Source organism: Pseudoalteromonas sp. MB41, assembly GCF_020966275.1.
GTDB classification, from domain to species: domain Bacteria; phylum Pseudomonadota; class Gammaproteobacteria; order Enterobacterales; family Alteromonadaceae; genus Pseudoalteromonas; species Pseudoalteromonas lipolytica.
Genome location: NZ_JAJJZF010000016.1, coordinates 1 through 15,584 on the forward strand (window position 1 = coordinate 1; position 15,584 = coordinate 15,584).

At 43.3% G+C, this 15,584-nt stretch carries 15 protein-coding genes; 9 read left to right on the forward strand and 6 right to left on the reverse strand.

Going from position 1 to position 15,584, the window contains the following annotated elements; genetic code table 11:
• Together LPA49_RS14755 and yeiP are read right to left on the reverse strand one after the other, a co-directional pair.
• The coding region (locus tag LPA49_RS14755) for a helix-turn-helix domain-containing protein (protein ID WP_218640583.1) at positions 1–251 on the reverse strand (251 nt) is incomplete at its 3' end.
• Positions 252–328: 77 nt separating this feature from the next.
• On the reverse strand, positions 329–901 hold the full coding sequence (yeiP, locus tag LPA49_RS14760) for an elongation factor P-like protein YeiP (protein WP_036969970.1): 573 nt from the start codon (positions 899–901) through the stop codon (positions 329–331).
• Between the two features lie 189 nt (positions 902–1,090).
• Here yeiP and LPA49_RS14765 point away from each other — a divergent pair, with 189 nt between their 5' ends.
• A complete protein-coding gene (locus tag LPA49_RS14765) occupies positions 1,091–1,477 on the forward strand; it encodes an MmcQ/YjbR family DNA-binding protein (protein ID WP_036969971.1) in 387 nt (128 codons plus the stop codon).
• Between the two features lie 27 nt (positions 1,478–1,504).
• On the opposite strand, the gene LPA49_RS14770 is transcribed toward LPA49_RS14765, so the two are convergent.
• The 3 genes from LPA49_RS14770 to fadI form a co-directional block, all read right to left on the reverse strand.
• Complete coding sequence (locus LPA49_RS14770) at positions 1,505–2,035, reverse strand: GNAT family N-acetyltransferase (protein WP_036969973.1); 531 nt, start codon at positions 2,033–2,035, stop codon at positions 1,505–1,507.
• A gap of 144 nt (positions 2,036–2,179) precedes the next feature.
• On the reverse strand, positions 2,180–4,405 hold the full coding sequence (fadJ, locus tag LPA49_RS14775) for a fatty acid oxidation complex subunit alpha FadJ (RefSeq protein WP_036969975.1): 2,226 nt from the start codon (positions 4,403–4,405) through the stop codon (positions 2,180–2,182).
• Positions 4,405–5,715, reverse strand: coding sequence for an acetyl-CoA C-acyltransferase FadI (gene fadI / locus LPA49_RS14780; protein ID WP_036969977.1), 1,311 nt, complete (start codon positions 5,713–5,715; stop codon positions 4,405–4,407). The genes fadJ and fadI overlap by 1 nt, the downstream gene beginning before the upstream one ends.
• Before the next feature lie 337 nt (positions 5,716–6,052).
• On the opposite strand from fadI, the gene LPA49_RS14785 reads away from it, so the two are divergent.
• The 8 genes from LPA49_RS14785 to LPA49_RS14820 all read left to right on the forward strand — a co-directional run bounded on the left by LPA49_RS14785 (position 6,053) and on the right by LPA49_RS14820 (position 14,301).
• A complete protein-coding gene (locus LPA49_RS14785; RefSeq protein WP_036969980.1) occupies positions 6,053–7,009 on the forward strand; it encodes a MoxR family ATPase in 957 nt (318 codons plus the stop codon).
• Between the two features lie 3 nt (positions 7,010–7,012).
• Positions 7,013–7,957 (forward strand): DUF58 domain-containing protein, encoded by a 945-nt coding sequence (locus LPA49_RS14790; protein ID WP_230236959.1) that lies wholly within the window; start codon positions 7,013–7,015, stop codon positions 7,955–7,957.
• A gap of 2 nt (positions 7,958–7,959) precedes the next feature.
• Positions 7,960–8,400: a DUF4381 domain-containing protein gene (locus LPA49_RS14795; RefSeq protein ID WP_074988660.1), complete on the forward strand. Its 441-nt coding sequence runs from the start codon at positions 7,960–7,962 to the stop codon at positions 8,398–8,400.
• Positions 8,393–9,379, forward strand: a complete 987-nt coding sequence (locus LPA49_RS14800; protein ID WP_036969987.1) for a VWA domain-containing protein — start codon at positions 8,393–8,395, stop codon at positions 9,377–9,379. Before LPA49_RS14795 ends, LPA49_RS14800 begins: the two co-directional genes overlap by 8 nt.
• Before the next feature lie 2 nt (positions 9,380–9,381).
• Positions 9,382–11,250 (forward strand): VWA domain-containing protein, encoded by a 1,869-nt coding sequence (locus LPA49_RS14805; RefSeq protein ID WP_230236962.1) that lies wholly within the window; start codon positions 9,382–9,384, stop codon positions 11,248–11,250.
• Entirely contained in the window at positions 11,244–12,890 is a 1,647-nt protein-coding gene (locus LPA49_RS14810) for a BatD family protein (RefSeq protein WP_230236966.1), read from the forward strand. Before LPA49_RS14805 ends, LPA49_RS14810 begins: the two co-directional genes overlap by 7 nt.
• A 68-nt stretch (positions 12,891–12,958) precedes the next feature.
• Positions 12,959–13,522, forward strand: coding sequence for a sigma-70 family RNA polymerase sigma factor (locus LPA49_RS14815; RefSeq protein ID WP_074988664.1), 564 nt, complete (start codon positions 12,959–12,961; stop codon positions 13,520–13,522).
• Positions 13,522–14,301 (forward strand): DUF3379 family protein, encoded by a 780-nt coding sequence (locus tag LPA49_RS14820; protein WP_065978768.1) that lies wholly within the window; start codon positions 13,522–13,524, stop codon positions 14,299–14,301. Before LPA49_RS14815 ends, LPA49_RS14820 begins: the two co-directional genes overlap by 1 nt.
• 62 nt (positions 14,302–14,363) lie before the next feature.
• On the opposite strand, the gene LPA49_RS14825 is transcribed toward LPA49_RS14820, so the two are convergent.
• Positions 14,364–15,554 (reverse strand): amino acid aminotransferase, encoded by a 1,191-nt coding sequence (locus LPA49_RS14825; protein WP_065978767.1) that lies wholly within the window; start codon positions 15,552–15,554, stop codon positions 14,364–14,366.
• Positions 15,555–15,584 lie beyond the last annotated feature (30 nt).

The window sequence follows — 15,584 nt, forward strand, 5'->3', positions numbered from 1 at the left end:
TCGAAGAAAGCACTGGTATAACCGAGTGACCAACTGTTTGCTGTCATCGTTTTTAACACTTCTACCTTAAATGCTTGAGAATAAGGTTTGTGAACAGACCTGAAGCTTTCAGCGCCATGAATTCGATAAATAGCGGTCCAATATCGGACCTGCCTATCTGTAACATTAAATCTGTTACTTACTGTCGAAGAGCTTTCAGACAAAGCGAGCTCTGCTATTTTGAGCTTAAAAGCTCGATGATGTTTGGACATAAAAAGACCCCCAGTAATTGGAATGTCCAACTATTGGGGGTCACTTCAAATGTCGGCTTTTACAGATGATCTGATAATTATTTTTCTGCTCGACCCATAAACTTATGTTCAGCAGTATTAATACGAATACGATCGCCCGTTGAAATGTGCTCTGGTACTTGAATCGTTAACCCAGTAGTTAAACGCGCAGGCTTCGAGCGTGCACTCGCAGAGGCACCTTTAATCGAAGGGTCAGTTTCTTCAACAACAAGTTCTACACTTGAAGGTAAATCGATACCAACAGGCGCGCCATCAATCACAATGACATGCACACCTTGTGTTTCTTCGTTAACGAATAAAATTTCTTCGCTAATTGCGTCTTTATTAAGGTTATAAGGCGTGTAATCTTCATTGTCCATGAACACATATTCTTCGCCATCAATATAAGAAAACATTGCTTCACGACGCGTCAAATCAGCAAGCTTTAACATGTCACTGTCTTTAAACGTCTCATCGACTTTACCGCCAGTAACAACATCGTATAAACGCATACGGTATAAGCTACCACCAGCTCGACCTTGCGGCACAGAACGCTGGATATCTTTTACTACTAAAACACGGCCATTGTATTCAATCGCTGCGCCTTTTTTTACTTCACTTGCCTTAGGCATGGGTGTATTCCTATCGTTTTTTGATGACAGAAATTTACCACGTAATGGCTTTTGTTCAATAAAAATTTGCAGTTTTCCATCACCCGCATTATTTATCCTAGTTTTCAGCAAATTATAAAAATAGATATCTCCAAACTTAAAAATTCTGCTATGTTTATAACTACGAAAAATGACTTCAAGGATTGGATCATGAATCAACACACAGTACACGAATATTTAATGAAAAAGCCATTGGTGATGATCACCCAACCATTTGGCCAAGATGTCGATGTTTATAAGGTTAACCATAAAATGTTTGCCACTCTCGTAGAGGGAAAAGAAGGCCAAATTGACGATGAAGGTAACCTTGTTTGGTGGTTAAATTTAAAATGCGATCCTGATGAAGCCCAAGCATTGCGAGATATTTTCCCATCCGTGGTCCCGGGTTATCACATGAATAAACGTTTATGGAATACCGTTATTTTAGATGGCACAGTACCACAAGGGGAGATTGAACGTATGATTGATAATTCGTTTAATCTAGTGGTCGCAAACATGCCTGAAAAAGACAGAAAAGCGATTGAGTTGCACCTTTAACCTCTTCGCTAGTTACATCAGCACTGATCACAGGGTGTGATCAGTGCGATTCAAATAAAAATGATGATCGGTATACAAAATACCCCCTATCATATAAGCATCAGGCTGTTTTTCAATTAACTGAAAACCACATTTCTCCAGCACTTTTTCTGAACCGACATTGCCCTCAGTGACCACGGCTTTAAATTCACAAACGCGGTGTTCGCGAATAGCATAATCAAGCACCGCTTTTAATGACTCAGTAGCATAACCACGGCCATGAAAGTTTGGCAGTAGCAAATAGCCTACTTCTTGGCTATTTGGCACAGTGGATGACGTAAACCCTGTCACCCCGACTTCTTTGCCCGTGCAGGTTTCGACTATCACCAAACACAACGGCGTATTGCCACCTGGTGACCAAGGCTTTAAGCGTTCATTAAACTTAGCGCGTACATGTGCTTCAGAGGGTTTATCAAAGCACTTTTCAATCACATCAATATCGTTGTGTAATGCATAAAATAATGGCCAGTCATCGGCATTTAAAGGTCTTAAAGTTAATCGCGCAGTGGTGAGAGTCATGGTGATTAGTCGTTTGCTAAATAAAGTCTGTTATAGCAAATCACTCCCCTACTTTAAATACAACTTATAGCCAATACAGCAACAAAAAAGCCCTGTTCAATAGGAACAGGGCTTTTAGTATGAAGTCACTCGTTAACTAACAGCTTAACTTTTAGTTGTTTCAGCATTTGGCTCTTCTGAGGCTTGCTCATCTTCAACCACTTCTTTCGTTACTTCGACAGGGTCTAGGTGTGATTCCTGTTGTTCAACAACAGACTCTTCAGCACTTTGATAAAAATGCCCCTTATTCTCAGCCATTGCCTTTAATGTATCGCATGGCGTAAAAATAGGGTTATAGTTTGCAAATGTTGCCATTTCAGAGCTCACTTGCGCCGCCCCTAGCTTATCCATATAGCTAAATGGGCCGCCTAAGAACGGTGGGAAGCCGATACCAAAAATAGCCCCAATATCACCGTCACGTGGGCTGGCAATAATGCCATCATCTAAACAACGTACCGCTTCATTTAGCATTTGTGCCACACAGCGTTTGGCTATTTCGCTTTTATTTAGACGTGGCGAAGGAGTCACACCCAATAACTCGTAAACTGACTCATCCACTTTTTTATCTTTCTTGTCGTAAAGATAAAAACCACGTCCCGTTTTACGACCTAAACGTTTAGAATCGATTAAACGATTAAAGGCATCAGGGGCTTTAAAACGCTCACCCAATTCTTTTTCTAAAATTGGCGCAATTTTAGAGCCAATATCAATGCCAACTTCATCAAGTAAAGCTAATGGACCCACAGGGAAACCAAACTCAACAAGCGCTTGGTCAATCTTCTCAATAGGTTCACCCGCAAGCAGTAAATTAGCCGCTTCGTTTACATACGGCGCTAAAATACGGTTTACGTAAAAACCCGCCATGTCTTTCACCACAATCGGCGTTTTACCTTGCTTACGAGCAAAATTAACAACGCGCGCAATGGTGTCTTCAGACGTACCAGCGTGAGGAATTATTTCAACCAATGGCATTTTTTCTACAGGTGAGAAGTAGTGCAATCCTATTACATTCTCTGGGCGTGCAGCATTAGCGGCAATATGTGCAATCGGTAATGACGATGTATTACTTGCAAAAATCGTGGTGTCTTGGCACTCACGCTCAACATCGGCCACCATACCTTGCTTAAGTGCCAAATCTTCAAACACAGCTTCAATAACAATATCAATGTGTTTAAAGCCGCTGTAATCTGTCGTGCCTGTAATACGGCTCATGGTTTGTTGCAGCTCGGCTTTTGATAAAATACGGCGCTTTTGCTTTTTGTCTAATATCTTGTAGCTGTAGTTCATTGCATTACTAATGCCCTTTTCAGCCACATCTTTAATACGCACAGGCACACCCGCTTTAACAGCACTTACGTGGGCAATACCCGCGCCCATCAATCCGCCGCCAAGAACTGCGGCTTTACTAATGGCTGGTGCGTCATCATTACGCCACTCTTTTTTCATTTCAGTGGTTGCAAAGAAAATACCACGCAACGCTTTAGACTCGTCGCTCATAACAAGCGTTGCAAAGCCTTCTGCTTCTGTTTTGTATGCTTTTAATTGATCAAGTTCAACACTCGCACGCACGGCTTTAATAATTGCTAAAGGCGCAGGGTAATGACCGCCCGTTTTCTTAAGCACATTTTCTTGGGCTTTTTTGAAAATAATATTGCGGCCAAACGGGTTTGACTCTAACAATTGGCTCAAGCGGTCTAATTTAGGCTTGCTTACTTTCGCTTTCCCTTTAAGGGCAAACTCTTTTGCAACTTCAAGTAATACACTGTGCGGTACACAATCATTTACCAAGCCTGTTTTTTTCGCTTGTTTTGCACGTACTTGTTTACCTGTTAGCATCCATTCGAGCGCTTTTTGCAAGCCAACTAATTTAGGTAAGCGCTGAGTACCCCCACCCCCAGGTAATAAGCCTAGTTGTACTTCGGGTAAACCCAGCTTCGTGATGTCGCTGTCTGAACAGACACGATAATCACACGCTAATGCAAACTCTAATCCCCCACCAAGCGCCGCACCATGAATGGCACTGACTGTTGGGAATGGTAGTTTTTTCATATCGAAAAACGCTTGCTGACACATCTCGCTCAGCGCTAATGCATCTTCACGACTGTTTGCACTATCAAGCATTTTAATGTCGGCACCAGCAATAAAGTTATCGCTTTTACCACTAATAAATACCATGCCTTTAACAGCTTGTTGTTGTGCGTCTTTTAAGAGTGTTTTTAAATCTTCTGCGAAACTACTGCGCAGGGTGTTCATTTTTTCACCCGGCACATCAATTGTCACAACACCAACACCGTCATCACCTACCGATAAACTAAATACTGAATCTGTCATTACGCACTCTCCAATACAAAGGCTGCACCTAAGCCACCCGCTGCACAGGCAGTCGTTAAAGCAAGGCCGCCACCGCGACGATTAAGTTCATGTAAGCTTTGCGTGATCAGGCGCGCACCTGTTGCCGCAAATGGGTGACCGTAAGCAAGCGAGCCACCTAACACATTGAACTTGTCCATGTTAATTTCACCGATCGCTTTGCTGCGACCCAGCTTTTCTTGGGCAAACTTATCTGATGCAAACATTTTCATATTTGCCAGTGTTTGCGCTGCAAATGCTTCGTGCATTTCAATTAAATCTAAATCAGCTAATGTGATGCCCGCACGGTCAAGCGCGATGGGTGTTGAATGGGCTGGGCCCATAAGCATGTCTTCGTGCACACCGATTGCCGAAAACGCAAAGCTACGGACATAGCCTAAAATATTGTAACCCAGTGCTTTTGCTTTGCTTTCGCTCATCATAAGCACCGCAGCGGCCCCATCAGTTAATGGCGTTGAGTTTGCCGCCGTCACTGAACCGTGTTGGCGATCGAAGGCTGGTTTTAATTTAGCGTAACCTTCAATACTTGAGTTATGACGAATATTGTTATCTTGCTCGATGAAGCTCTTATACGGTGCAACGTGTGCCGTCATCACTTCGTCTTTTAATTTACCGTCGGCCCATGCTTGGCTCGCAAGCGTGTGTGAACGGTGCGCAAGTGCATCTTGGTCAGCACGGCTAATGTTATGCGTTTTAGCCATTTGCTCAGCTGTTTGACCCATAGATAAACCTGTAGAGTATTCCGCAACGGCTGGCGGTACCGGCATTAAGTCTTTTAAACGCAATTTAGAGAATATTTTTAAACGCTGCCCGAACGTACGCGCCTTGTTTAAATCAACTAAGCTGCCCGCTAATTTTTTGCTCACACCGATTGGTAATACAGACGATGAATCAGCACCGCCAGCAATACCAACCTGCACAGACCCCGCCATAATTGACTCGGCTACGTTGGCAATTGCTTGGAAACTTGTTGCACACGCACGTGATACCGAATACGCATCAACAGAGACAGGCATACCGGTACCAAGCACTATTTCGCGGGCAATATTAGGGGCTTCTGGCATTTGCACTACTTGCCCAAATACCAATTGATCAATTTCAGATTTATCGAAGTTAAGGCGCTCAAGCATTTCGTTGACAACTAACTTGCCCATATCAAGGGCTGGTACATGATGGAATGCTGTGGCTTGTTTTGCGAATGGCGTTCGTAAGCCGCTAACGATAGCGATACGATCGCCCTTTGCTGTTTTAAGTATGTTTTGCTCAGACATTTATGCTCTCCCGCTGACAGGTCTGACCTGTTTGTTTTTCCTGATTCTAAAACAACCCGTGTATGAATGCCAATAGTAAGTTACCAACCATAGGCTTTTTTCGACCTATTTACAAAAAATAGCACCATTTATATGCTAGGCTAAAAATCCTTAAAAAATAACGAACTATTTTAGGATTTTCTGTCTAACACTTGTGTTATGACTTTTGAATCCTTATAACTTGTTGATAGCGCCCCAATCACAGTATCGCTTGGATAATTTATCGGCACTGAATAGTGTTTATTGGCGCTTCACAAAAATGAACTTTGACTCACGCTTTTAGGACAGTCTTTTTATTATGGCAGTTAACGCATTTTCACAATTAAAATCATACTTAGACACGCAAATTATCGGCCAACCTCAATTAACTCAAGCACTGTTAATCGCTATTTTAGCGGATGGTCATTTATTGGTTGAGGGCCCGCCAGGACTTGCTAAAACGCGTGCTGTTAACGCGCTAGCTAAAGGCGTTGAAGGCAGTTTCCAACGGGTTCAATTTACCCCTGACTTGTTACCAGCAGATGTCACAGGCACCGATATCTATCGTCAGCAAACAAGCGAATTCGTCTTTGAAAAAGGGCCGTTATTCCATAACCTGATTTTGGCTGATGAAATTAACCGTGCTCCTGCAAAAGTGCAGTCTGCATTGCTCGAAGCGATGGCAGAACGCCAAGTAACCGTTGGCAAAAACACTTACCCGTTGTCAGACTTGTTTATGGTGATGGCAACGCAAAACCCATTAGAGCAAGAAGGGACTTACCCTCTGCCAGAAGCACAACTAGACCGCTTTTTATTACACTTAAGCATTGATTACCCGGGCGCTGAGCATGAGCTTGATATTTTGCGTCTGACGCGTGGCGAAGCAATTTCTGATAAACAAGCGAGTACAGAGCAAATTAGCCAAAGCGAATTATTTGCCGCCCGAAAAGCAATTTTAGGCTTATACCTTGCTGAACCGCTTGAAAAGTACTTAGTGCAATTAATTGTTGCAACCCGTGAAGCATCAGAACTTGATGAACAACTTGGCCGCTGGATTGAATACGGTGCCAGTCCGCGTGCCACAATCGCGCTTGATAAATGTGCCCGTGCACATGCATGGCTTGAAGGTCGCGACTTTGTTGCCCCCGATGATATCCAAGCGGTTCTTCACAATGTGTTACGTCATCGCATCATTTTGAGCTACGAAGCCCAAGCCGATGGTATTAGTAAGGATGACGTTATCAGTCGCATCCTAGAATTGGTTGCAGTGCCATAAACTATGTCTAGCCAATTTGATACAGCGGCGTGGTTAGCTGCAAGTCATAGTCAAGGCGTTAATTTATCACTCAAAGAGTTGATGTATTACAAAGCTAAGGCTCGCTTGCTTGAACTTGCGCCCAAAGTAAAAATCAAAAACAGCTTAGCTGGGCAATATCTTGCGCCTCATAAGGGGCGTGGGATGGAATTTGCCGAAGTGCGCCATTACCAAGCTGGTGATGATATACGCTCTATCGACTGGCGTGTAACAGCACGTACTGGCGAAACCCACACAAAGCTGTTTCAAGAAGAAAAAGAGCGTCCTGTTTTTGTCTTTACTGACTTTTCAAACTCGATGCTATTTGGCTCTCGGTTATTATTAAAGTCGGTGCAAGCTGCGCATATCAGTGCGCTGGTAGCATGGTCGGCCTGCCAACGAGGTGACCGCATAGGTGGTTTGGTGTTCAACCAACACAGTCATCATGAGCTAAAACCTATATCACGTGAAAAAGCAGTATTAAAGCTTTGCCATAATTTATGCGATATTCACAGCAACGCACTTAACAATATCGACAAAACAGCTTCCAGCTTATTCAGCGATAATCTCAAACGATTAAATCACTTAGCAAAGCCAGGAAGCCTTGTGTATATTGTTTCAGACTTTAATGCTCTTGATGAAGCAAGCTTTAAACAGCTTGAAATGCTCAGTAGACACTGCGAACTAATTGGTTGTCATATCAGTGACCCGTTTGAGCATCAGCTGCCGGCATTTAAGCAAACCGTCACTGTGTCTGCTAATGGCCAAGATTTAGCCCTACCATTAATGGACAAACAATTCCGTGAACGCTTCGCAAAATCAGCCGAGCACTCTTTTACTCAAAGACTAAAACGCTTACAGAAATCGGGGCTGAGTTTAATTTCATTCAGTGCAGCCACACCGCTTGAGCTGCAATTAGTGAGAAAGTAACAATGCAAACAAATCCGCTCGATGGCTTACATGATGTCATTGCACCCGCAGAGGTTGCGTGGTGGCCACTTGCGCCTATTTGGTGGCTAATAATCTCAATAGTCTGTGTGCTTTTGATTATTGGCTTGGTGCAGTTATATAAAAATAACCAATTTAAAAAAGCCAAAAAACAGGCTATTGAACTAAGTCGCACACTCGCAGATGACGACGTGCAGGCGCTGCATATCATTTTAAAACGCTTAACACGTCACTACTACACAGAACAATTAGCTGCTCAGCCTGTGGCACAATGGTCACAGAGTTTGTCACAGCTTAGCGGCGACACCTTTAGCTATGATGAATTAATGCAACTTTATCAACCAGACAATAACCATGCCGAGCTGGGTGTAAAATTACGCCATGCCATCAATAATTTTAAACTCAAGGAGTCTATTAATGTTTGAGTTTAGCTGGCCATGGTGCTTTATTTTATTACCTTTACCTTGGTTATTAAGCCGCTTAAAGCCGCTAAAGCAACAAGGTAACTTGCGTTTGCGTATCCCTGGATTTGCTAAGTTAGGCCTTAATAATCAAGCCGTACAAGACCACGGCCGCAAGGTATCGATAGTCGAGTGGATAATTTGGGCGCTATTGGTTATCGCTATTGCCAATCCAACATGGCTTGATGAACCAATTACCTTACCAAATGAAGGCCGCGATATCATGCTGGCAGTTGATTTATCAGGTTCGATGACAGAGCAAGATATGGCGTATCAAGGACAATATGTTGACCGGCTGACCATGGTAAAAGCGGTACTCAGTGACTTTATAGAGCAACGCCAAGGCGACCGCTTAGGACTGATCTTATTTGGTGATACCGCCTTTTTACAAACCCCACTAACCCGCGATGTAAAAACAGTAAGCCAAATGCTCAGCGAAGCCCAAATTGGGTTAGTTGGCCGTGCCACAGCGATTGGTGATGCTTTAGGGCTGTCGGTAAAACGGTTTGCCAACAAAGACGAAAGTAACCGTATTGTGGTGTTGTTAACAGATGGCCAAAACACTGCAGGCAACCTTGACCCTGATGACGCGCTGTTACTTGCCCGTGAAGAGGGAATAAAAGTGTACACCATAGGCGTAGGTTCCGATAACCCTCGCGGTTTTAGCTTATTTAACATGGGCGGAATGAGTGGCGGTAATCTAGATGAGGGCTTACTAAAACGCATTGCAGAACAAACCGGTGGTCTCTACTTTAGAGCGAAGGATGTCGCAGGGCTTCAGCAAATCTATAAAGAGCTCGATAAACTGGAGCCTATCAGCAGTGATGAACAAACATTCCGCCCGCAAGTCTCCTTGTTTTATTTACCCTTACTTGCAGCGTTGGGCATTATTGCACTTGCCTTGCTTGTTAATTTTATTCGCCAATTTAAACGGGAGGTCTAAGCATGGATTTTGAGTTTATTCGCCCTACCCTACTTTGGTTATTGCTGCCTGCATTGATTATTTTTAGCGTGCTATTTGTACGAAATAAAAAGCATGCTCCAGCTGATTTAATTGCACCGCACCTTGCACAATTTGTTATGAGCGAAAGTCACAACAAACAAAAACAACCACTCTGGTTGGTGGCGTTATTTAGCCTGCTTGCGATTGTTTTTTCGGCCGGCCCAAGCTTTGAGAAAAAACAGGTGCCCGTGTTTCAAGCAAAAAATGCACGCGTTATCGTCATGGATATGTCGTACTCAATGTTCAGTACCGACATAGCCCCCAGCCGATTAGTACAAGCGCGTTTTAAAGCACTTGATATGATTGAGCTATTTAAAGAGGGTGATACTGCACTTGTGGCCTATGCGGGGTCAGCATTTACTATTTCGCCTTTAACTAATGATGCCAGCACGTTAGCGAATCTGATTCCAAGTTTGAGTCCAGATATTATGCCAAGCAAAGGGTCAAACGTGATTGATGGCCTTGAAAAAGCCGATGATTTACTAAAGCAAGCCGGGTATTTAGACGGTGACATTATTTTGGTAACCGATGGTATTGATCAACTCGATCACGATGACATTAGTCGCTTTACTGCTCAATCGAGCTACCGCTTAAATGTCTACGGCGTTGGCACTGAACAAGGCGCCCCCATTAAGTTACCTGAAGGCGGCTTTTTGAAAGACTCACAGGGGCAAATCGTCATTCCCACTCTTAATATCAGCCGCTTAACAGCAATTGCTCGTAACAGTGGAGGCAAATTTGCGTTATATCAAACCAGTAACCAAGACATAAAAGCCTTCGCCCCCAGCGCCAACGCAGAGCGTCTCAAAGACGAAAAACAAAGCCAAACGTTATGGCGTATCGATGCAGGTATTTATGGCTTACTGATTTTAATGCCACTGGCACTCTTTTTAATCCGGGGCAGCAGCCTAGTGCTTGGTTTTATGTTTATTATGCTACTACCACAACAGCAGATACACGCCGCAGAGTTACCAGCAGTGTTTAAAAACCAAGATCAACGCGCTTTGGATGCATATCAGCAAAAGCAGTTTGATCAGGCCGTTAATACAGATAACACCCAGCTAAAAGGAGCCGCACTTTATCAGCAAGGTAATTACCAAGCTGCGGTTGATGCTTTTAGCCAAGATAAGTCTGCAACAGGCCTTTATAACTACGGTAATGCTCTGGCTAAAGCTGGGCAGCTAGAACAAGCCATTGATGCCTATAAGCAAGCTCAACAGTTACAAGATGATTTTACTGAGGCACAAGAAAATCAAGCACTTGTTGAGCAGTTATTAAATCAACAACAGCAACAACAAGATCAACAGCAAAATTCTGACCAACAAAACAAGGATGGTCTGCAAGACGACCAGCAAAAGCAACAAGGCGATAATTCGCAGCAAGGTGAAAACAGCGAACAGAGCGAGCAACAAGAAGGTGAACAACCCTCTGAGCAAGATAAACAATCGGATCAGAAAGGTGAGCAAAGCGAGTCAAACAGCGAGCAAAAAAATAAACCTGAAATGCAATCTGAATCAGCGCAACCATCCGACTCTGGTGAACAAAAGCCTGAGCAAACACCCGAGCAAAAAGACGCGCAGCCAGAGCCGATGCAAAGTGATGAACAAGCTAAAAAAGAAGCTGAACAACAAGCTATGCAGGCACAAGCGGCTGAACTAACAAATGAAGAAAAAGAGAAAGCCCAGCAACTGAATCAGTTGCTGCGTAAAGTTCCTGATGATCCCGCTATCTTATTAAGAAATAAAATGCAGTTAGAAGCACAAAAACGAAACTATCAACGTCGTCCACGAGGAGCCGAAAAATCATGGTAATGCGATTATTATGTTGTTTATTGCTAATCGCGGCAGCGCCGCTTTGGGCCGCCACCCAACTACAGGCCAGTGTTGATAAAAACCCCGTCCTTGCGGGCGAATTTTTTATCCTCACTATTTCTGCAGACGACACGATTAACAGTGAACAACCCGACACCTCTGTATTATTAAAAGACTTTGTCGTTGGGCCAACCAGTGTGAGCTCACGCACAAACATTATTAACGGCGAAATTAGTAAACAAACTAATTGGTCTGTAAAACTCATGACGCGTAAGGAAGGCACCTACACTATTCCAGCTTTTACGGTAGCAGGTGTAAGTTCAAAACCAATTCAACTTAGCGTTTCTAAACGCAGCCAATCGTCAGAGCAAAATAAAGATGCGTTTATAAAAACCAGCCTCAAGCCAAACAACTTATATGTTCAAGAAGCAGGTGTTTACACAGTTAAACTGTACTTAGACAATAACAAAGAACTGCTCGATGGTAACCTAACGACACCAGTCATGGCAGATGCTGAACTAACCCCTATTAACAAGCAATCAGAAAGCTATGAACTGATTGACGGTAAACGGTATTTAGTGATCACCCGTGAATACTTAGTGCAACCACAAAAAAGTGGCATTCACACCATAACAGCCCCTGTGTTTAATGGCCGTATTCGTCAAAACTATCGCCAAATGGAAATCTCTGCGATGGGCGAAGATATTGACGCAGAAATCAAACCGATTCCTGATAACTACTCTGGTGCTTGGTTGCCAAGTGAGCTGGTTAACCTTGATGAGCAATGGCAACCAAAAGATGACACTGTAGAAGTTGGCACCCCGATTACGCGCACCATTACTTTAACGGCACTGGGCGTGACTAAAGAGCAGCTTCCTGATATCGATATGCCGCAAGTGCAAGGTTTTAGAAGCTACCCTGACGAAAAAGAGAACAATCACCTTGTTCGCGATGGCCGCGTCATTTCTCAGCAAACAGCCTCTTATGCTTTATTACCGCAAACCCCGGGAACGTATACACTGCCCGAAATCAAGCTGCCTTGGTTCAACACTAAAATTAATCGTATAAGCTATGCAACAATCCCTGCACGCTCGATTACCGTCGTACCAAGCACTAACCCGCTCACGCCACCTCAAGCAGCTGTTACAGCGCCTACAGAGCAAGCAGCCACGCCTAGCTTAAATAACAGCACACCTGCTGTCGTTACTCAGTTAAGTACGCCAACTTGGCTGATAATTATTGCCGTTGCCGGTTACATACTGTGGTTAGTGACACTGGTGCTGTATTTTAAAAAACGCCCTCAATCAACAGGAGAGTCAACGCACACTTCAGCGACGACTTCATCCTTATTACCCGAGCTTAAAAAGTTAGCTAAGCAAGGTAAATACACTGCGTTTTATAGTGCATTAAGTCGCTATGCAAAACACCACACAGGAAAAACAACGGGGGCTTTAGACTCACTGCTAGCCACACTAAACGATGAATCATTAAACTCTGAAATTGCCAAATTACGTGCAAAACTCTATAGTTCATCGCATGAAAAACCTGATTTAGTGCTGATTGTTAATCAGCTTAACCAGGCTGAAAAACACCCTAAATCGGCGGCGCAAAATCAGACATTGAAAAATCTTTACGATTAAAATCAATTAATAGTAATAAAATAATGAAAAATAACAGCTAATCTTGAGGTTAGCTGTTATTAAAAATAATGAATAATATCAGAAATTTTTTTTCTGATAGGCAGGTCTTAATTACTATGACAGAAAAACAGAAGCGATATGAAGCGCTGGTTCATATCTACCACAGTGAGCTTTTTCGCTTTGCATATTGGTTGTGTCGTGATCAAAGTGTTGCCGAAGACTTAGTGCAGGAAACCTTCCTGAGAGCTTGGCGTGCCTTGGATTCGCTTCAAGATCAGCACGCGGTTAAACCCTGGCTTTTAACCATACTAAGGCGCGAAAACGCCCGTCGTTTTGAGCGTAAACAATTTGACTACGCCGACGTTGAAAACGAGACGCTAGTAGATGAAAGAAGCACAACCTTAGACGCTGAAATGGAACAAACAGTGATCCAACGACAGATCGGAAAGTTAGCAGATGAATATCGAGAACCATTACTCTTACAAGTTGTAATGGGGTGTTCTGGCGATGAGATTGCCGAGATCCTCGATTTAAATAAAAATACCGTTATGACACGTCTTTTTCGTGCCAGAAACCAGCTTAAAGAGGCTTTAAGCAGTGATGATGACCAACTTAGAGGAGCATCAAAGTAATGGATGAACTCGAGTTTCGCCGCCGCATCCTCGCCGAACCAAGCACGATTGATAAGGACCTTGAAACGTTTGCCGAGCAGGACACAGAAAAACACGCATTTATTAATGATGTGCGAGCACTTGATGATGAAATTCACAGCGCATTAAATGTACCCGTGCCCGAAAACCTTGCCGCACGCATTATTGAAAACACCTATGCCGCTGAGGAGCATCGTACTGAAGAGCAAACGGCTGAGGAGCAAACGGCTGAGCAACCACTTGACACAATTATTGAGGCAAAATCTCGATTCGCCTTTAAGCGCCTTTATTTAGCCGCAGCAGCGTCGTTTTTAGTCGCCGTAAGTATTTTCTTTGTCACCAACAAACAACATACTCTCTACAGTGTCGGTGAACATGCTTTTGCACATTTATACCATGAGATTGGATCGCTTGATAAACACGAGGCAATTGATCTTGCCTATGTGAACAAAAAGTTTGCCACGATCGGCGGACACTTAGATGAGCTACCAGGTAAAGTAACGTACCTTACGTTTTGTGATTTCCAAGGTAAAAAAGGCCTGCATTTAGTATTTGAATCTGATTTTGGCCCAATGACAGTCTTTATTGTCCCATCTGATGAACAGCCCTTTGGCACTGGCGCTGAAGATTTCAGCGACGAACGCTTTGCTGGACATATAAACCGAGGTGAGCGAGCAGATACAATACTCATTGCCAGTATCGGCGCACCGCTTGATAGCTATAACAGTATGCTCAACAGTGCCATTCGCTGGCTACATTAGCGAAACAGCAGATAGAAAAAAACCGCACGTCGTGCGGTTTTTTTTTGACATACATTAATGTCTTATTTGCATACATCAGCAACTGCGTTAGCAAAGTAGTCAATGTTTGTATCACTGATACCAGCAACATTTACTCGGCTAGAGCCAACGATGTAGATTGAATAGTCTTTTTGTAAACGATCAATTTGCTCTTTATTGATGCCTAAGAAAGAGAACATCCCGTTTTGACGGTCAATAAATGAGAAGTCTTGCGCAATGCCTTTCGCTGCGAGGCTTTCTTTAATTAGAGTACGTAAACCATTAATACGGTTACGCATTTCATCAAGCTCATCATGCCACATTTGTGTCAGTTCAGTGCTGCTTAAAATAGTGCTTACAATATCAGCACCGTGAGCAGGAGGCATTGAGTAAATACTACGCACAACGCTTAATAGCACAGAATTTGACACATCGGCCGTTGCCGCATCTTTTGCGATGATAGAACATGCACCAATACGCTCACGGTATAAGCCGAAGTTTTTCGAGCAAGAAGAACAAATGATCATCTCATCGACGGCTGCTGCTAACTTACGTAAGCCTGCAGCATCTTCTTCTAAGCTTGAACCAAACCCTTGGTAAGCGATATCGATAAGAGGTGTAAAACCAACTTCGACAGCAAGGTCTGAAACCGTGCTCCATTGTTCTGCATTTAAATCCATACCACTTGGGTTATGACAACATGCATGGAATAACACAACATCACCCTTTGGCACTTGCTTTAAGGTATTGATCATCTCATCGAATAACAGGTCTTTATTCTCGTAATCATAATAAGGGTATTCTTTAACTGTTAAACCAGCCGCTTCAAATAGGCTAATGTGGTTTGCCCATGTTGGCGTTGTTACCCACACTGTCGCGTCTTTGTTACAACGCTTGATAAATTCAGCCGCAACGCGAAGCGCACCTGTACCACCGGGTGCTTGTGCTGTGCGTACACGGTTTGCTAATAGTGCTGGATGCTCGCCCAGTAATAAGTTTTCCATTTTTTGGCAGTAATCTAAGTTACCCGCCAAGCCAATGTACGATTTACTGGTTTCGTTTTCTAAACGAAACGCTTCCGCTTTTTTAACCGCTTTAAGTACAGGCGTATTGCCTTGCTCATCCTTATAAACACCGACACCCAAATCAATTTTATTTGGATTTGTGTCTTGTTTAAAGGCCGCCATTAGGCCAAGAATAGGGTCTGTTGGTAATGGTTTTAATTCTGAGAACATTGACTATCTCTTTTTATAGGGGTTAGCGTT